Annotated in this window: 10 protein-coding genes; 5 read left to right on the top strand and 5 right to left on the bottom strand. The window is 75.2% G+C overall.

Annotated features, from left to right (window positions below; genetic code table 11):
• Positions 1-40 precede the first annotated feature (40 nt).
• Complete coding sequence (locus D7044_RS24700) at positions 41-3,691, bottom strand: hypothetical protein (protein WP_120690335.1); 3,651 nt, start codon at positions 3,689-3,691, stop codon at positions 41-43.
• A 272-nt stretch (positions 3,692-3,963) separates the two neighbouring features.
• Positions 3,964-4,833 (bottom strand): zinc finger domain-containing protein, encoded by an 870-nt coding sequence (locus tag D7044_RS24705; protein WP_120690336.1) that lies wholly within the window; start codon positions 4,831-4,833, stop codon positions 3,964-3,966.
• Positions 4,834-4,943: 110 nt separating this feature from the next.
• Between D7044_RS24705 and D7044_RS24710 the strand changes: the two genes are divergently transcribed.
• Positions 4,944-6,191, top strand: coding sequence for a hypothetical protein (locus D7044_RS24710; RefSeq protein WP_120690337.1), 1,248 nt, complete (start codon positions 4,944-4,946; stop codon positions 6,189-6,191).
• 60 nt (positions 6,192-6,251) lie between these two features.
• Here D7044_RS24710 and D7044_RS24715 read toward each other — a convergent pair whose 3' ends face one another.
• On the bottom strand, positions 6,252-7,088 hold the full coding sequence (locus D7044_RS24715) for an SAM hydrolase/SAM-dependent halogenase family protein (RefSeq protein ID WP_120690338.1): 837 nt from the start codon (positions 7,086-7,088) through the stop codon (positions 6,252-6,254).
• 62 nt (positions 7,089-7,150) lie between these two features.
• Positions 7,151-7,642, bottom strand: coding sequence for a GNAT family N-acetyltransferase (locus tag D7044_RS24720; protein ID WP_120677080.1), 492 nt, complete (start codon positions 7,640-7,642; stop codon positions 7,151-7,153).
• Positions 7,643-7,858: 216 nt separating this feature from the next.
• On the opposite strand from D7044_RS24720, the gene D7044_RS24725 reads away from it, so the two are divergent.
• Positions 7,859-8,440 carry a hypothetical protein gene (locus tag D7044_RS24725; RefSeq protein ID WP_120690339.1) on the top strand — a complete coding sequence of 194 codons (582 nt, stop codon included), beginning with the start codon at positions 7,859-7,861 and terminating at the stop codon, positions 8,438-8,440.
• Between the two features lie 175 nt (positions 8,441-8,615).
• Here D7044_RS24725 and D7044_RS24730 read toward each other — a convergent pair whose 3' ends face one another.
• Positions 8,616-13,244: an ATP-dependent helicase gene (locus D7044_RS24730; RefSeq protein ID WP_120690340.1), complete on the bottom strand. Its 4,629-nt coding sequence runs from the start codon at positions 13,242-13,244 to the stop codon at positions 8,616-8,618.
• Between the two features lie 179 nt (positions 13,245-13,423).
• Here D7044_RS24730 and D7044_RS24735 point away from each other — a divergent pair, with 179 nt between their 5' ends.
• The 3 genes from D7044_RS24735 (at position 13,424) to D7044_RS24745 (ending at position 17,844) form a co-directional block, all read left to right on the top strand.
• Entirely contained in the window at positions 13,424-13,843 is a 420-nt protein-coding gene (locus D7044_RS24735) for a hypothetical protein (protein WP_120690341.1), read from the top strand.
• A gap of 687 nt (positions 13,844-14,530) precedes the next feature.
• The gene (locus D7044_RS24740) at positions 14,531-17,365 is read left to right on the top strand and encodes a Na+/H+ antiporter subunit A (protein ID WP_120690372.1); all 2,835 of its coding nucleotides are present in this window, start codon (positions 14,531-14,533) and stop codon (positions 17,363-17,365) included.
• Positions 17,362-17,844 (top strand): Na(+)/H(+) antiporter subunit C, encoded by a 483-nt coding sequence (locus D7044_RS24745; protein ID WP_120690342.1) that lies wholly within the window; start codon positions 17,362-17,364, stop codon positions 17,842-17,844. The genes D7044_RS24740 and D7044_RS24745 overlap by 4 nt, the downstream gene beginning before the upstream one ends.
• Positions 17,845-17,863 lie beyond the last annotated feature (19 nt).

A 17,863-nucleotide genomic window follows, 5' to 3' on the forward strand; every position in this document is an offset into this window, starting at 1 on the left:
TGAGCACTCTTTCAGTGAAAGTGCGGCACCCGATCCGGGGTCAGGACGGGGTGGTGATGGTGGCGGGGGCGGTGAAGGCGGAGCTGCCGACCACGTTGAACGCGCGGATCCGGTAGTGGTACGTGACGCCGCGGGCCAGCCCGGTGTTGGTGAAGCTCGGCCCGGTGACCGTGAACGTGGCGACCTCGCGGCTGAACGCGGGATCGACGGCGCGCTGGACGATGAACCCGGCGCCCGGACCGGGCGCGGTCCCCGGTGACCAGCCCAACAGCACCGTCGCCGTGTCCGGCCCGGGCGCGTCGGCGCCGACGGTCACCGTGGTCGGGGTCGCCGGAGCCGGCGGGGTGGTGACCGTGCCCACCGTCGACCAGGGCGAGGCGGCGCCGAGATAGGTCGTCCGCACCCGGTAGTAGTACGTGGTGTCCGGGGCGACCGCGGTGTCCAGGTGGTTGTCGCCCACCGCGATGGCGGTGGTGGCCGGTCCGCTGGTGAACGTCGGGTTGGTGGCCCGCTGCACGTCGATCCCGGTGGCGAAGGAGCGGTTCGACCAGCGCAGCGCGACCCGGAGCGGAGCGGCCGGTGGGATCGCCGCGGCGAGCCCGGCGGGGGCGGTGAGCCGCACCGATGCGGGCACGCTGTTCGACCAGGACGAGCAGCTCACGGCGTTCTCGGCCCGGATTCGGTAGTGGTAGGTGATTCCCGGTGTGACCGTGGCGTCGGTGTACCGGGTGGCGGTGGCCGCCACGGTGATCGTGGTGACCCCGGTGGTGAAGGCCGCGTCGGTGGCCCGTTGCAGCAGGTGGCTGGTGGCCGGTGGCCGCCCGCCGTTGCCGGTCCAGGTGAGGGCGATGGCGGGCAGCGCGGTGGCCGAGCCCGGCGCCGAGGTGGCGGTCAGCCCGGTGGGCGCCTTCGGCGAGACGCGGAGCACCAGCGGACGGTTCATCCCCAGGTCGCGGCGACTGCCGAGCTGGCTGTGCCAGCGGTACTCCCAGCCGAGGTTCACCAACTGGTTCACGACCACCGCGGGCCGCCCGTCGAACGGGCTCACCGGGGTCGAGCCGGTGCGGGTGCCGGCCGGTCGTGTCGGGTCGAGCAGCCGGACACTGTCGCCGATCTTGAAGGGCAGGGTCGGGGCGACCGCACGCAGCGCGACGACCAGGTCCTCCCGGGGGTTGACCCGAACAACCTCCTTCCAGCCCAGCTCACCGGGCTCCGGCGGGCGGATCGTGCCATCCCACCCGACCCGGTTGACCACCTGCAGGTCGCAGCCGTCCAGACGCAGCGCCTCGGTCTGCCGGCTGCTGCCCACGATCCGCCAGAGCTGAGTGCCGTCGGCCGGGGCACCGATGGGCACCGCCGGGTCGGCCGCGAAGAGGATCTCGGTGGCCGGGTCGTCGGGGCCGAGCGGCAGCGTGGCGGGGGAGAGCGGCCCGGCGTGCGGGTGCGCCACGCCGAGCCGGCCGGCGGCCCGACCGTACCCGGGCTCGAAGACCTGCTGAACGGCCTTCACCGCGATCGGAACCGCGACCGGCACGGCGCCGCCGGCCGGGGTGAAGGTCACCGTCGCGGCGTGCACCGGCACCACCGTCTCCCGGGGCGCGCGGGTGCCGATCGCCGCGTCGTAGGCCGGCTGCGGCACGATCGGCGGGCGCTGGCTGGCCGCGTACGCCCGGGGCAGCCGCTCCCGCAGCCGGGCCAGGTCGTACGGGGCCGCCGGGGTGCCGCGTACGCGGAACTGGAGCAGGGTCCTTGTGTTCGGCCCGTACCCGGGGAGGGTGGGCGGTGAGCCGCCCTCGGCGGTGCGGTCGGGCGCGTCGGTGTGGTGGTCGTAGCGAGGGTCGAAGCCGGGCAGCGGGGCGGGGCAGTCGTTGTAGAGGATCAGCGTGCCGCCCGGTGGCACGGTGGAGAAGTCCACCACGACATCCGCGCGCTCGCCGGGGGCGAGCAGCAGCGCCTGCCCGTCGACGTTGAGCACCGTCGGATCGCGTCGGTCGTACCGGTAGCCGACCGGACGGTTGCGGATCACCACCGGCGCGGGCAGCAGGCCACCGTCGTTGCCGATCTGGATCAGCTCCGGGCCGGCCGCGCGCGGGTCGGGCACCCCGCCGTCGCGCCCGTCGGCCGGCCAGTCCACCGGCCGGCCGGGTGCCCGCGCCGCCGGCACCATCGGCACCTCGCCCGCGTCGGCGTCGAGCAGGCCGCCCTCGTCGTCCCACATCGGAGCGTCCGAGCCGGCCCGGTAGAGCTGCAGGTTGAGGCCGCGGTCCAGGCAGGCGTTGAGGATCCGGAACCGGTACGCCCGCGGCTCCACCTCCAGGTAGGGGTAGGCGACCCCGTTGACCAGTGGGGTGTCACCGAACGCTTCGGGAACCGCGCTGGGGTGCGGCACCCCCGGCGCCAGCGGCGGCTCCTCGGCCGCGGCGACCGGGTCGTGGTGCGGGTTCGGCACCGGCCCGGGACGCGTCGAGCCGCCGTCCTGGTCGAGCTCGCGGTCGTCATCGGCGACCCGCGACCAGGGCCCGTAGTCCCAGCGGCCGGTGGGGTTGGTCCCCTCGCCGCGGTACGGATTCTGCCGGGGCTGGTAGACGTGCGGGAACCAGAGGCTGCCGCGCGCTCCCCAGCGGTCCCGGTCCCAGGTCGGGTCCTCCGCGGCGAGCTGGGTGTCGTCCGGCACGAACGTCTTGTCCTGGATCACCAGTGGCAGCTCGTCGCCGGGGAGCACCCCGTCGGCCACGAGCTGTTCCTCGACCGGGTCGGTGAGCAGGTAGAGCGCGAGCTGCCCGGAGTAGACGGTCAGCCGGGACAGGCCCAGGGTGTTGTCGTGGAACCACAGGAACCGGCCGCTCTGCTCGTTCGGGTAGTAGAGCGTGGTGGCGCCGGTGCCGGGTGGTGGCATGTCCGGCACGTGGTTCAGGCACACGCCCGTCGGGTACGGGGTGATCTCGCCGGCCGGCGTGACCCACTGCAGCGGGTTGCCCGCGCTGATCCAGCCGGTCTGGGCGCCCGCGAGGTGCAGCACGGCCCGGTTCTGCGGGTACGGTGCCGGGCCGTCCAACGGCCCGAGGCCGGCGCCCTCGACGGACTCGTCGACCGGCAGGAAGAGTTCGCCGGCCCGGCCGGTGGGGAGCTGGTTGATGAACTTGATCCGCACCGGTCGGCCGCGCCGGGCGCGGATCAGCGGGCCGAGGTGCCATGGACGGCCCGGCGGCGCCACGGTGTTGTGCCCGGACCGGTCGGTACCGAGGTTGAGCTGCCGGTAACCCCGCAACCGGGTGGCGGGCAGGTCCCGGTGCAGCCGCTGCGCGTACTGCTGCAGGCCGATCTCGTAGTAGTCGCAGCCGGGGTAGGTGATGGTGTCCGGTACCGCCACCGGCAGGTAGCCGCCCAGCTCGGTGCGGTGCAGCGGACCCGGCCCGGGCAGCGGGTCGACGAACTTGCGCAGGCCGGTGCCGGGCAGCACCTTGCCGTCGGGCTCGCGGATCGGCAGCGGGCTGCGGGCGAAGTTCGGCACCGGACCGAAGCAGCGGGGGACGGCGGCGGGATCCAGGCTGGCCGGTGCGGCCGTCACCGTCTCCTCGGCGGCGCGGGCCATCGGGACGGTCGTCGCCGCACCGTTGTCGGCGGAGCGGTCGGTGCCGCCGCGCGTCGCCCGCTCCGCCCAGCTGGTCCGGAGTCTGCGGAACATCGCCATGGCTCTCCCCGGGGTCGGGGCACGACCGCCGCCACCCCGGCGTGGCGGACCCGGTCGGGCCGGCTCTGCTGACGTCTGGTGAACGCCCAATCGCAGCATGCGACCTCGGGGTCGGGTTAGGAATTACCCAATCGTCCCATTCTGGGCAACGGGTGGCGTAGCCCGTGGCGCGCGGATCGGCAGGCCACGGTGAAGCGTCGCGGGGCACGTCACCAGCGGGCGCGTGTTCGTCAACCCGGTGGCCGACCCGGCGGGGCGCGGCGGCCGTCGCGTCAGCGGGCCGGGTCCGGCTGGCAGACCGGGCACCAGTAGGTGACCCGCTCGCCCAGCTCCTCCTTGCGGATCGCCGTGCCGCACCGGCGGCACGGCTGGGCCCGCCGCCCGTACACGTAGGTGGTCTGCCCCCGGTGCAGCGAGCCGGTGCTGCTCTGCGTCCAGCGGCCCCGGTTGGCGGCGAGCAGCCGCTGCGCGAGGGCGACCAGGCCGGGCAGGTCGGGCACCGCGCGCACCGGCGTCCACGGCGAGACGCCGCGCAGGAAGAGCAGTTCGCACTTGTAGAGGTTGCCGACCCCGGCGAGGTTGCGCTGGTCGAGCAGCGCCTCGGCGACGGGGATGTCAGGGTGGGCGGCGAGCCGCCGGAGCGCCTCGGCCGGATCCCAGTCCGGACCGAGCAGGTCCGGGCCGAGGTGACCGACCAGCTGCTCCTCCTCCGCGCTGGGCACCAGCGCCAACTCGTGCAGGTGGTAGCCGACCGCCACCGCCTCGGTGCTGCGCAGCACCACCCGGATCAGGTGGCCGGGGCGGGCGGACCAGCGGTCCCCTGGCGCGTACGCCCGCCAGGCGCCGTCCATCCGCAGGTGCGAGTGGAGCGTCCAGCTCGCTGCGGGCGTGCTCCCGTCGGCGGTCGCGGCGACCGGGGCGGCGCCGATCGTGCCGCCGGCCGGGGTGGCGTCGCCGCCCGCCGGCGCGGTGAGGCGGAGCAGCAGGTGCTTGCCGCGGGCGACCGACTCGCGCACGGTCCAACCGGCGAGATCGGTGGTGGCGAGCTGCGGCACCCGGAACTCGCTCGCCGTCAGCGTCGCGCCGGCCAGCGCCCGGTGCAGGACGCGGGCGGTGTTCCAGACGGTGTCGCCTTCGGGCATCCTGCCATTCTCCCTCGGCCGAGCCTGATTCGCATGTATCGCTATTTGTACCGTGGTTACGCTTGATCTCCTGACATGGGCACTATCAGGGAGTTCTGAGGAGAATGCCCATGAGACACCGTCATCGTCGTACCCGATTCGCAGTCGTCGCCTCCCTGACCGTCCTCCTCACCGCCGCACTGCTCCCCGCCGCCGGCCCGGTGCCGGCGGCCCCACCGCTCGTCACGGCCTTCGCCGCCGCGGCGCCGGGCGACGCCGAACGGTGGAGCGTCGACCTCTCCGTCGTCGGCGGCGACGACGTCAACGTCCGGCGCACTCCCGCCGGGCTCCGCCTGCGCGACCCCCGATCGGGAGTCGCGCGGTCCACCCGGCCCACCGCCGAGGGGATGCTCCTCGGCGCGCCGCACAACCTGGCGAGGCCGGCCACCCGGGTGCACGCCGAGGTCACCGCGGCGGTCCCGCCGGGCGCAACCGTGGAGACGCAGGTGCGCGGCTGGCGCACGGTCGGCGGCTGGACCGAGTGGCGCGCCACCACCGCCGTCTTCGACCAACCGGTGACCAGGGTGCAGCCCCGGCTGGTCCTCACCGCCCGCGACGCCCGGGCCGTCGCCACGATCCGTGGAGTCCGACTCACCGCCGACGCGCGGGCCGCCGTGACGGCCGCCAGCCCCGGCCGCACCTACCGCGTCTTCGCCACCCGGATCGGCCTGGTCGGCGAGGTCACCGCCAACGGGCGGACCATCCAGCCGCGCGACCACTTCGTGGCGCTGCCCTCCCGGCGTGGGCTCGCGCCGAACAACACCGGGGACTACACCGTGCGGGTCTGCACCACCAGCGGCAGCCGCTGTACCTACGCCCCCGTGTGGGACGTCGGACCGTGGAACACCCGGGACGACTACTGGAACCCCAGCGCCGTACGGGAGAACTGGAAGGACCTGCCGCAGGGCCGGCCGCAGGCGCAGGCGGCCTACCAGAACGGCTACAACGGCGGGCGCGACCAGTTCGGCCGGGTGGTGCTCAACCCGGCCGGCATCGACCTCGCCGACGGGACCTTCTGGGACGGGTTGCTGCTCACCACGAACGTCTTCGTCGACGTGGCCTACCTGTGGACCGGCTCCGGCCCGCACGGTGTCGTCGGCGACGGCCCGCTGAACATCCGCGCCGGCGCGAGCACCACGTACGCGTCCCGAGGGCTCGCCGCCCGCTACGCGAACGTGCCGATCCAGTGCTACGTGACCGGCCAGACCGTCGCCGGCCCGTTCCGCACCACCAACCGGTGGAACCGCCTCGCCACCGGCCAGTACGTCAGCCACGGCTACATCTCCGCCGTCTACGGCGGCACCGTGCCACGCTGCTGAGCACGCCCCGGGCCGGGACCCTGTGTCCCGGCCCGGCGCCCGGCGTCGACCGACCGACGCTCAGCCGCTGATCCGCACCAGATCCCCCGGGCGTACGCCGAGCCGGTCCACGGCCCGGCCGCCGTTCACGGCCACCGCCACCCGGCCGGCCGAATCGGGGTGCACCACGAGCCCACCCGGCCGGGCGTCGCCGAACGTCCGCCCCCGCACGGCCACCCGGCCCGACGCACTCTGCTCGACCGGTTCCGGCGCCGGCAGCGGGGCGGCGGCCGGCGCGCTCACCCGCACCGTCGGGGCGAGCCCGTCCAGCAGCTCGGCCGCGGCCGCGAGCTGCACGTTGCCGAAGTGGTCCACGGTCAACACCTCCGCCGTGAAGCCGGCGGGGTCCGCCGCCACGATCGGCTCGGGCAGCCGGACCAGCCCCGCCGGGTCGATCGCGGGTCCGGCCTCGTGAAGCGACGCACCGAGCGCCAGCCGCGCCGCGACCGGTGCGAAGACGTCCCGGCCGTGGAACGTGCCGGACACCCGCGGGGCCAGCCAGGCCGGGTTGGTCAGCTCGACCGCGGCGGTCACCCCGCCCAGCGCGTCCGCGGCGTCGGGCAGCAGCCCGTTGTCCGGCCCGACCAGCAGCCCGTCCGGGGCGGCCAGGGCGACACCGCGACGGGCGGTGCCGACACCCGGATCGACCACCGCGACGTGCACCCCGACCGGCAGGTACGCGACGGTCTGGGCGAGCACGGCCGCGCCGTGGCGTACGTCGGCCGGCGGCACCAGGTGCGTCACGTCGATCACCCGGGCGGCCGGGGCGAGCCGGGCGATCACTCCGTGGCAGGCGGCCACGAAGCCGTCGGTGAGACCGTAGTCGGTGGTCAGGGAGATCCAGGGCGTGCCGGGCATGGAGAGCAGGCTAACTCCCGGGCGGGCACGTCGGCCCGGGATCCGACCCGGCGCCGCCGCGCTCACCGGGCGGTACGCAGCTCCAGGATCAGCTCGTCGTGCAGCGGGATGCCGTCCTCGCCGACGAACGGGATCTCCGGCTTCAGGCGACGGGCCCGGTCCACCGCCCCCGGGTCCACCGCGACCAGCCGCAGGCCGCGCCGCTGGTAGAAGCGGAGCGCCCGCAGGTTGTCGTTCGTGGTGATCAGCCAGAGCCGGTGCAGGCCCGCCGCCCGGGCCCGCGTCGCGGCCGCCTCCAGCAGGGCGGTGCCGACCCCTTCGCCGGGGACGGCGGCCACCACGCTCACCACCTCCAGCCCGTCGGCGTCGCAGTGGAACGCGAGCGCGCCGACCACGGCGCCGGCGCCGTCCACCGCCACCAGCGTCGGCACGGTACGCAGGTCGTAGCGGACGTCGTGGGCGATGACGTACGGGCCGCCCCACTCCCGGTCGTGCAGCGCGTCCACGCCCGCCCGGTCGTCGCGCTCCGCCTCCCGTACGGTGACCTCGCCCATGCCGTCTCCTCATCCGCCGGTGTCACGTCAGCCGGCGATGCTAGCGGGGACACCCGGCGAGCGCCCGCGAGTTCCGCGTCGGCGAGCGCGCTCGCCCGTCCGCGCCGAAGCACCCGGTGCCTGCGTGCGACAGCGGCGTCTCGTGCCGGATATGGGACACGGCCACTGACCGACCGGCCACTGCCGCCCTCCGCCACCGTTCGGGAGACTGCCCTGGTGACACATCGGAGCCTGCCCGCGGTCGCGGTGCTCGTCGTGGCTGTCTCCCTCATCGCCGGATGCGGCGACGGGGACAGGCCCACGGGGGCGGCGGCCGTGACGTCCAGCACCCCGACCACCAGCCCGTCCCCGGTGCTCTCGCCGACCCCGTCCGTCGCCGGGTCGAGCCCCACTGCTCCGGCGGTGCCGCCGGCAGGCGACGCACCCGCCGTGCAGGAGCCCACCGAGCGCCGCCCGGCCAGCCCGCCACCGGTGGTGCTGCCCCGCCGTCCGGCCGGCGCCCCGGGTGCCAAGCAGGTGATCGACGCGTTCCGGGCTGCGGGTCTGAAGGTGCCCAACCCCCGTGACCGCTCCGTCGACTGCGGACCGGACGGGCTCGGGCTGGGCTGCTCGGAGATCGTCGCCACGGATGCGCTCACGGTGTACGTCTTCCCCGACGCCACCAGCGCGAGCGACATCGCCGACACCTGGAGCGGTCAGTCGTACCGGCGGGGCGCGGTGGTGCTCAACTACCTGGCGGCCCGCACCCCGGCCGCCGACCGGCCACGCTACGAGAAGGTGCTCGCCGGCCTCGGCTGACCGATCCGCCCGCGCCGCGCCGTCCCGTGGTCGGCCGCGGGCTCTGCGCCGGGTCATCCCGTGGTCGGGCGGGTAGCTGCGGGCTTCTGCGCCGCGTCGTCCCGTGGTCAACCGCGGCCTCTGCGTCGGGTCTCTCGTGGTCGGGCCGCGGAGCCCGCGGCGCGTCGTCGCCGGGTCAGCCGCGTAGCCGCAGGCCCCGCGGGGTGGTCCGGAAACCGGCGGCGGTCAGCGCGTCGCGCAGCGGCGAGGCGTGCACCGCCTCGCCGTCGGCCCGCTCCACGGAGATGGCCCCGAGCGCGCCGGAGTGGACCGCGTCGGCGAGCGCCTTGCCGGCCGCCGCGAGCACGTCCGCGTCGTCGGTGAAGGAGAGCAGGGTGCGCCCACCCCGCTCCACGTAGAGCACCAGGTCGCCGGCGACCAGGACGACCAGGGCACCCGCCTTGCGGCCGGCCCGATGCCCGGTCGCCGGGGTGTCGCCGTCGCCCGAGTCGACCGCCCGATCCGGCCAGGGCAGCGCGGCGCCGTACGGGTTCGCCGGATCGGTCGCCGCGAGCACCAGCGTCGCCCCGCCCCGCCCGCCCCGCTCGCCGTCGGCCGACTCGGCCAGCGCCCGGATCCGCTCCACCGCGCCGGGCACCGCGAACTGCGCCGCGCCCAGCCCCTCGACGAAGTAGCCCCGCCGGGCCGCCCCCCGCTCCTCGAGCGCGGAGAGCACCGGGTAGACCGCCGAGAAGCCGCCGACGACCTGCTCGGCCACGACCGCGCCCCGGGTGACCACGCCGTGCCGCTCCAGCAGCACGTCGGCGAGGGCCGCCGCCCGGCGGGTCGGGTCGACGTCCCGCTCCGGGAGACGGGACCAGCGCCCGGCCACGGTCGGTGGGCCGCCGCGGCTGGGCAGCGCCACCCGGCCCGGACGCCGGTAGCGGGTGCGCGGGGCGGACGGCCGGGAGCGGTGCGCTCCGCCGGCGCCGAGCACCGCCCGCAGCGGGGCGAGCGTGTCGTTGGTGAGCTGACCGGCCCAGACCAGATCCCAGATGGCGCCGGTCAGCGCGGCGTCGTCGGTCGAGCCGACCCGGTCGGCGAGCGGACGGAAGAAGAGCGCCTGCCCGTCGGAGAGCGCGTCGAGCACGGCCTCGTGCAGCGGGGTGAGGGTCAGCGCCTCGTCCGGTGGGGGCAGCAGCAGCGGCGCGGTGTCCGCGTACGCGAGGGTGACCCAGCCGTCCCCGCCGGAGATGGCGCCGGAACCGGCCCAGAGCACCTCGCCGCTGGCGCAGAGCTCGTCGAGCTGGGCCGGCGAGTAGTCGGCGACCCGGCTCGGCAGCACCAGCCGCTCCAGCGCCGACGCCGGCACGGCCGCGCCCTGTAGCTGTTCGACCGTGGCCGCGAGGGCCTCCACGCCACGGGCGGACGAGCCGACCTGCTGCCAGCGGGGCAGGAACGCGGCGAGGGCTCGCGGCGGCACCGGTTCGATCTCGCGGCGCAGCGCGGCCAGGGACCGGCGGCGCAGCAGCCGCAGCACCTCGGCGTCACACCACTGCGTGCCGACGCTCTCCGGGGTGAACTCACCGGAGACCACCCGGCCGGTGGCGGCGAGCCGGCGCAGCGCCTGCTCCACCACGAAGACACCGAGCCCGAACCGGGCCGCGCAGCTGGCGGCCGCGAACGGACCGTGGGTACGGGCGTACCGGGCGACGAGATCGCCGAGCGGGTCGGCGACCGGGGCGAGGTACGCCTCGGCCACCCCGACCGGCAGCGCCACCCCGAGCGCGTCGCGCAGCCGGGCGGCGTCCTCGACGCCTACCCAGCGCTCCTCACCGGCGATGCGTACGCGCAGCACCCGGCGGGCCGCCGCCAACTCGGTGAGCCAGCCGTCCGGTACGCCGCGCTCGGCCAGCTCGGCGGCGTTGAGGTCGCCGAGCACCCGCAGCAGCTCGACCACGTCCTCGGCGTCGCGCGGGCGACGTTGCTCGGTCAGCCACCGCAGCTGCCGCTCGGACTCGGCGAGGACCGTCGGGTCGAGCAGCTCCCGTAGGTCGACCCGGCCGAGCAGCTCACCGAGGAGCGCCGAGTCGAGCGCCAGCGCGGCGGCGCGCCGTTCGGCGAGCGGAGCGTCACCCTCGTAGAGGAACGCGCCGACGTAGCCGAAGAGCAGCGAGCGGGCGAAGGGCGACGGCTGGTTGGTCTCCACCTCGACCAGGCGGACCCGGCGGGCGGCCAGGTCGCGCATCACGTCGGCCAGCGCGGGCTGGTCGAAGACGTCCTGCAGGCACTCCCGGGCCGCCTCCAGGGTGACCGGGAAGTCCGCGTACTCCCGGGCGACGTCGAGCAGCTGGGCGGAGCGCTGGCGCTGCTGCCAGAGCGGCTGCCGGCGACGGGGGTCGCGGCGGGGCAGCAGCAGGGAGCGGGCCGCGCACTCGCGGAAGCGGGCCGCGAAGAGCGCGGAGGTGCCGACCGAATCCTCCACGAGCTGGCCGATCTCGTCGGGCTCGAAGGCGACCAGGTCCGCGCCGGGCGGCTCGTCGAGGGTGTCCGGCAGGCGTACGACGATGCCGTCGTCGGAGGGCATCACCTGGGCGTCCACGCCGTAGCGTTCGGTCAGTCGCCGGGCGATGGCCAGCGCCCAGGGCGCGTTGACCCGGGCCCCCAGCACGCTGTGCACGGCGAGCCGCCAGTCACCCAGCTCGTCGCGGAACCGTTCGACGACGATCGTCCGGTCGTCCGGCAGGGATCGGGTGGCCGCCCGCTGCTCGCGCAGGTAGGCCATCAGGTTGCCGGCGGCCCAGTCGTCGAGCCCGCCGGCGCGCAGCGCGGTGATCGCCGCCTCGTCGCTCTGCCGCAGCAGGGTACGCACCCGGGCGCCGATGGCCCGACCCAGCTCGACGGGGCGCCCCACGGTGTCGCCCTTCCAGAACGGCATCCGGGCGGCCTGCCCGGGCGCAGGGGAGACGAGCACCCGGTCGGGGGTGATCTCCTCGATCCGCCAGGAGGAGGAGCCGAGCAGGAAGACGTCACCGACCCGCGACTCGTAGACCATCTCCTCGTCGAGCTCCCCGACCCGGGCGGCGCGCTCGGCCCCGGCCAGGAAGACGCCGAAGAGACCCCGGTCGGGAATCGTGCCGCCGCTGGTCACCGCGAGCCGCTGCGCCCCGGGCCGCCCGGTGAGCAGGTCGGTGGCCCGGTCCCAGACCAGCCGAGGGCGCAGCTCGGCGAAGGCGGTCGACGGGTAGCGGCCGGAGAGCATGTCGAGCACGCCGTGCAGGGCCGAGTCGGGCAGCTCGGCGAAGGGCGCCGCCCGGCGGACCAGGACGGCCAGGTCCCCGACGCCCCACGGTTCGAGCGCCACCATCGCGACGATCTGCTGCGCCAGCACGTCGAGCGGATTGCGCGGCAGGCGTAGCTCCTCGATCGCGCCCGCGCCCATCCGTTCCGCGACCACGGCGCAGGAGAGCAGGTCGCCACGGTGTTTCGGGAATACCACCCCGCGGGAGACCGCACCGACCTGGTGCCCGGCGCGGCCGACGCGTTGCAGCCCGGCGGCGACGCTGGGCGGCGCCTCGATCTGCACGACCAGGTCGACGGCGCCCATGTCGATGCCGAGCTCCAGGCTGGAGGTGGCGACCACGGCGGGGAGCTGCCCGGATTTGAGCGACTCCTCGATGTGCTTGCGCTCCTCCCGGGAGACGCTCCCGTGGTGGGCCCGGGCGATCACCGGCGCGGCGCCGACGGCGGCGCCGGACTGCGCCATCACCTCGGCCGGCGGGCGGGGCGCCCGCAGCGGGCCGGTCGTCCGTGCCTGCGCCTCGCGGGCGTTGCCGGGCTCGCCGTCGGGGCCCCCGGCCAGCTCGTCGGCGGCCAGTTCGTTGAGTCGGGCGCAGAGCCGTTCGGCACCGCGGCGGGAGTTGGTGAAGACGATGGTCGAGCGGTGCGCCCGGATCAGGGAGTAGACCCGCTCCTCGACGGCCGGCCAGATCGAGGCGCGCCGTGGCCCCGGCCCGCCCAGCCCGTCCTCGGGGGGCTGCTCCTGCTCGTCGAGGCGGGTCATGTCCTCGACCGGAACCTGGACGGTGACCTCGATGGTCTTCGCGGTCGCCGGCTGGACGACGTCGACGGGCCGGGCGCCGCCGAGGAACCGGGCGCAGCCGTCGATCGGGCGGACCGTGGCGGAGAGGCCGATCCGCTGGGCGGGCGTGGGCAGCAGCTCGTCGAGGCGTTCCAGGGAGAGCGCGAGGTGCGCGCCGCGCTTGCTGCCGGCCACCGCGTGCACCTCGTCGACGATGACCGTCTCCACGCCGCGCAGCGAGTCGCGGGCGGCGGAGGTGAGCAGCAGGAAGAGCGACTCCGGCGTGGTGATGAGGATGTCCGGCGGGGTGCGCGCGAAGGCCCGCCGCTCGTCGGCGGGGGTGTCGCCGGTGCGCATCCCCACGGTGATCTCGGGCGGGGCGATGCCGAGCCGGGTGGCCGCCTGGCGCAGGCCGGCGAGCGGGGCACGGAGGTTGCGCTCCACGTCGACGGCGAGCGCCTTGAGCGGGCTGACGTAGAGCACCCGGCAGCGCTGCCGGGCGTCGGCCGGGGCGGGCTCGCGGGCGAGCCGGTCCAGCGACCAGAGGAACGCGGCGAGGGTCTTGCCGGAGCCGGTCGGCGCCACCACGAGCGCGTTGTGGCCGGCGGAGATCGCGCGCCAGGCCCCCGTCTGGGCGGCGGTGGGTGCGGCGAAGGCGGCGCTGAACCACTCGCGCGTCGCCGGGCCGAACTCGCCCAGCGTGTCTGTGCCGCCCGCTGCCGGGCCGGCTGCCATCTCCGCCATCTCTCTATCCTGCCGCGCGCCTCTGACAAGCCGTAGCGGCGGGCAATGGTTTTGTCCGACTACAAGAGCTTCAACCGTGAATATGACACTTAACGTATTAAGTCTCACTTAACTGCTTGCTTGGGTTGAGCAACATAAAGTAACTTCACTCACGACACGCTGCGGGTGGAGGGGATCGGATGACCGTCGAACAGCGGAACCTCGAGCCCGGCACCGACGTGCTCATCCGCAAGGTCGACAGTCATCTCGCCGCGGTCCGCGCCGGGCTGCGCGGCGCCGAGCTGGAACTCGCCGAGCGGCTGGGCCGCTGCCTGCGCGAGTTGGTCGTCTCCACCGCACACGCCAGCGCCGCCGACCGGGGGCAGGTCCGCGCGGCCGTGCACTACTTCGTGCTCCGCCGCGAGAGCCGAGGCCGGCTGCTCTCGGTCCGCTCGCTGGCCGCCGCCGAGCGGGTGGTGCGGCGGGTCGCCGAGCAGCTCGGGCGCGCCGACCTGCTGGCCGAGCTGCCGCTCGACGACCGGCCCGGCGCGGAGTCGTGCGGCGCCGGGGTGGGGCGGGCCGTCGACCCGGGCCCCGTCGGCCGCGCCGTCACCCGCTGAGTCCTCGCCGGCACCCACCGGGCCGGCCGCGCGTCCGCGCCGGCGACCAGACCCCTGCGCCGAACCGCCCGGCCCCGGTCGTCGCCGCGCCCGCGCCGACGACCAAACCCTCTCGGCGAGCCGCCCGGCCCCGGCTGAGCCGCCCGGCCCCGGCTGAGCCGCCCGGCCCCGGCTGAGCCGCCCGGCCCCGGCTGAGCCGCCCGGCCCCGGCTGAGCCGCCCGGCCCCGGCCGTGCCGCCCGTTGCTCGGTCTGGTGGCCTCGCCCCGATTGGGAGCGCAAGACCAACTCGACCTCCTTGATGTCGGGCCATCCACGCCGCAGGAACGCCCCGACATCAAGAAAGTCGAGTCGATCAACGCCCGGCGCAGGTCCGGGCCGGTGCATCGGGTGAACCCGGGACACGGACAACGCAGGCGACTTTGCGTAAACACGCCCGAAGCGCGCAGAACTGGCGTCTGATCGCAGCTAGGGCATGTGTCAAAGTCCCTGGCCGGCCTGCGGCGGGCCCAGACGACGACCGGCGGCGTCGGCGCTTCGTCCGGATACAACACCGGTATCCGAACGAATCCCCGCCTTGCCGGACCGCCGCCTGGGCTCCGCCTCGGCTCGACCGAGGACTTCGACACACGCCCTAGGCGCCGACCCGCCGGAGGCGTCCGCCGCTGCCACCACGACCGGGAGTGCGGGTGCTCGTACTGCTGATCCTCCACCTCGTGGCGGCACTCCTCGCGCCGCTCTTCGTGCGATGGTGGGGTCCGCGCGCGTGCTACCCGTTGGCCTTGGCGCCGGCCGCCGCGTTCGGCTGGGCACTGGCGCAGACCCCGACCGTCCGCGACGGGCGGGCGGTGGTCGAGACGTACCCGTGGGTCGGGCAGCTCGGGCTCGAACTCGCGTTCCGGCTCGGCACGCTCAACTGGCTGATGACCCTGCTGGTCGGCGGGGTCGGCACGCTCGTCCTGGTCTACTGCGCCCGCTACTTCAGCCCCGGCTCGCTCGGCCTGGCCCGGTTCGCCACCGTGCTGGTCGCGTTCGCCGGGGCGATGCTCTGCGTCGTCCTCGCCGACGACCTGCTGCTGCTCTACGTCGGCTGGGAACTGACCACGATCTTCTCCTACCTGCTGATCGGGCACAGCACCGAACGTCGATCCAGTCGGTGGGCGGCCGCCCAGGCGCTGATGGTCACCACCCTCGGCGGGCTGGCCATGCTGATCGGCTTCATCCTGCTCGGCGAGCACGCCGGCACCTACCGATGGTCGGAGATCGCCGCCGGCTCGCTGCCCGCCGGCGGCTACCTGATCACCGCCGTGGTGTTGATCCTGATCGGCGCGCTGTCGAAGTCGGCGGTGCTGCCGTTCAGCTCCTGGCTGCCGGTGGCGATGGCGGCGCCCACCCCGGTGAGCGCGTACCTGCACGCGGCGGCCATGGTGAAGGCCGGTGTCTACCTGGTGGGGCTGCTCGCGCCGGCGCTCGCCACCGTCGGGCCCTGGCGTCCCGTGGTGCTCGGCGCGGGGCTGGCCACCATGATCGTCGGTGGTTGGGCCGCGCTGCGGCAGACCGACCTGAAGCTGCTGCTGGCGTACGGCACGGTGAGCCAGCTCGGCCTGCTGGTGGTGCTGACCGGGGCGGGCACCCCGGACGCCGCGCTCGCCGGGATCGCCATGCTGCTCGCGCACGCCCTGTTCAAGGCGACGCTCTTCCTGGTCGTCGGGATCATCGACCACGGCGCCGGCACCCGGGACCTGCGCGAACTGTCCGGGCTCCGGCACGGCGCCACCCCGCTGGTCGCCGTGGCGCTGCTCGCGGCGGCCTCCATGGCCGGGATCCCCCCGCTGATCGGGTTCGTGGCCAAGGAGGCCGTCTTCGCGGCGTTTCTCGACCGGCCGGTGATCCTCGCCGGACTGGTCGCCGGCACCGTCCTCACGGTCGCCTACAGCGCGCGCTTCCTCTGGGGCGCCTTCGCCGACCGGCCCGGCGTGCCGCCCGCCCGGCTCGACCGGATCGCCGCGCCGCTGCTGCTGCCCCCCGCCCTGCTCGCCGTCGCCGGGCTGGTCGCCGGTCCGCTCGCCGGTGGCCTGGACGGCGTGCTGCGGCCGTACGCCGAACTCTTCGGCGCGGTCCACGCGCACCTGGTGCTCTGGCCCGGCCCGACCCCGGCGCTCGGCCTCTCGGCGCTGGTGCTGGTCGCCGGCGGCGCGCTCTTCGCGTTGCGCGGTCCGCTCACCCCGCTGCTGGCCCGGCTGCGCGCGCCCGTCGGAGGCAACCCCGGCTACGAATGGGTGGTCGGCCGCTTCGACCGGTTCGCCGTCGAGGTCACCGGCGCCACCCAGCGCGGCTCCCTCCCGCAGTACCTCGGCACCATCCTGGTCGTGCTCGTCCTGCTGCCCGGCGGCGCGATGCTCGCCGCGCGGCCGTGGGGAGAGCGGATCGCCCTCTGGGACACCCCGCTGCAACTCGTGGTCGCCACGGTGCTCGCCGTCGCGGCGGTGCTGGCCGTGGGCTCGCGCAGCCGGATGACCGCGATGCTGCTGGTCGGGGTGACCGGCTACGGCACCGCCATGCTCTTCGTCCTCTACGGCGCGCCCGACCTGGCGCTGACCCAGTTCCTGGTGGAGACCGCGACGATCGCGGTCTTCGTGCTGGTGCTGCGCCGGCTGCCCGCCCGCTTCTCGGCCCGGCCGCTGCGCCGCAGCCGGTGGCTGCGCCGGGCGGTCGGCGCCGCGGTCGGGCTGGTGACCGCCGGCCTCGCGCTGGTCGCCGCGAGCGCCCGGAACGCACCCACCATCTCGGCGGCCTTCCCCGACCTGGCGGTCGCCGAGGGGTACGGCCGCAACGTGGTCAACGTGACCCTGGTGGACATCCGGGCGTGGGACACGATGGGCGAGATGGCGGTGCTCGTGGTGACCGCGACCGGGGTGGCCAGCCTCGTCTTCCAGCGCTCGCGGACCGGGCCTCGACCGCGACGGCAGCAGCGGGGAGCCCGGCCGCAGCGTCCCGGCCGCCCGGTCTGGCTGCGCGGCGGCGCCCGCCTGGAGGAGCGGCGCCGGTCGATCGTGCTGGAGGTGATGACCCGGCTGATCTTCCACACCGTCGTGCTCTTCTCGCTGTACCTGCTCTTCTCCGGCCACAACGCGCCGGGCGGCGGCTTCTCCGGCGGGCTGGTGGCGGGCCTCGCGCTGGTCGTGCGCTACCTGGCCGGGGGCCGGTACGAGCTGGCCGAGGCGGCGCCGATCGGCGCCGGTACGGTGCTTGGCGCCGGGCTGGCCGTCTCGGTCGGCACCGGCGTGGTCTCGCTGCTGGCCGGTGGTTCGGTGCTGCAGAGCGCGCGCGTCGACCTGTACCTGCCCGGGGTCGGTGACTTCTACCTGGTCACCTCGATCTTCTTCGACATCGGCGTCTACCTCGTGGTGGTCGGGCTGATGCTGGACATCCTGCGCAGCCTGGGCGCCGAGGTGGATCGGCACATCGAGGCGGCCGGCGGCGCCACCAGTCGGCTGGCCGTCGAGCGGGGCGAGGGCGCGTGAGCGCCGGCGGGGCGGGCCCGACGCTGGTGTTGGTGGTCATCGTCGGCGTGCTCGTCGGTTGCGGCGTGAGTCTGCTGCTGGAGCGGAGCCTGACCCGGATCCTGCTCGGCGTCATCCTGCTCGGCAACGGGGTCAACCTGCTGATCCTGCTGGGGGGCCGGCCGGGCGTCGCCCCGGTGGTCGGCACCGGCGCGGTCGAGGAGATGAGCGACGCGGTGCCGCAGGCCATGGTGCTGACCTCGATCGTGATCACCTTCGGGCTCACCGCGTTCCTGCTCGCGGTCGGCTACCGCAGCTGGTACCTGACCGGCGACGACGAGGTGCCGGACGACATCGAGGACCGGCAGATCATCCGCCGGGCCGAGCGGGACGAGGTGACCACCGAGGACCTCGGCGGCGAGGGGGCGGACGCCGACCCGGAGCAGGTCGACCCCGAGCCGGCGCGCCGCCGGCTGCGGCGCGGGGAGGGCGTCGAGTGATCGGGTACCCGGCCGCAGG

Source organism: Micromonospora musae, assembly GCF_003626635.1.
In the GTDB taxonomy this organism is placed as follows: Bacteria; Actinomycetota; Actinomycetes; order Mycobacteriales; family Micromonosporaceae; genus Micromonospora; species Micromonospora musae.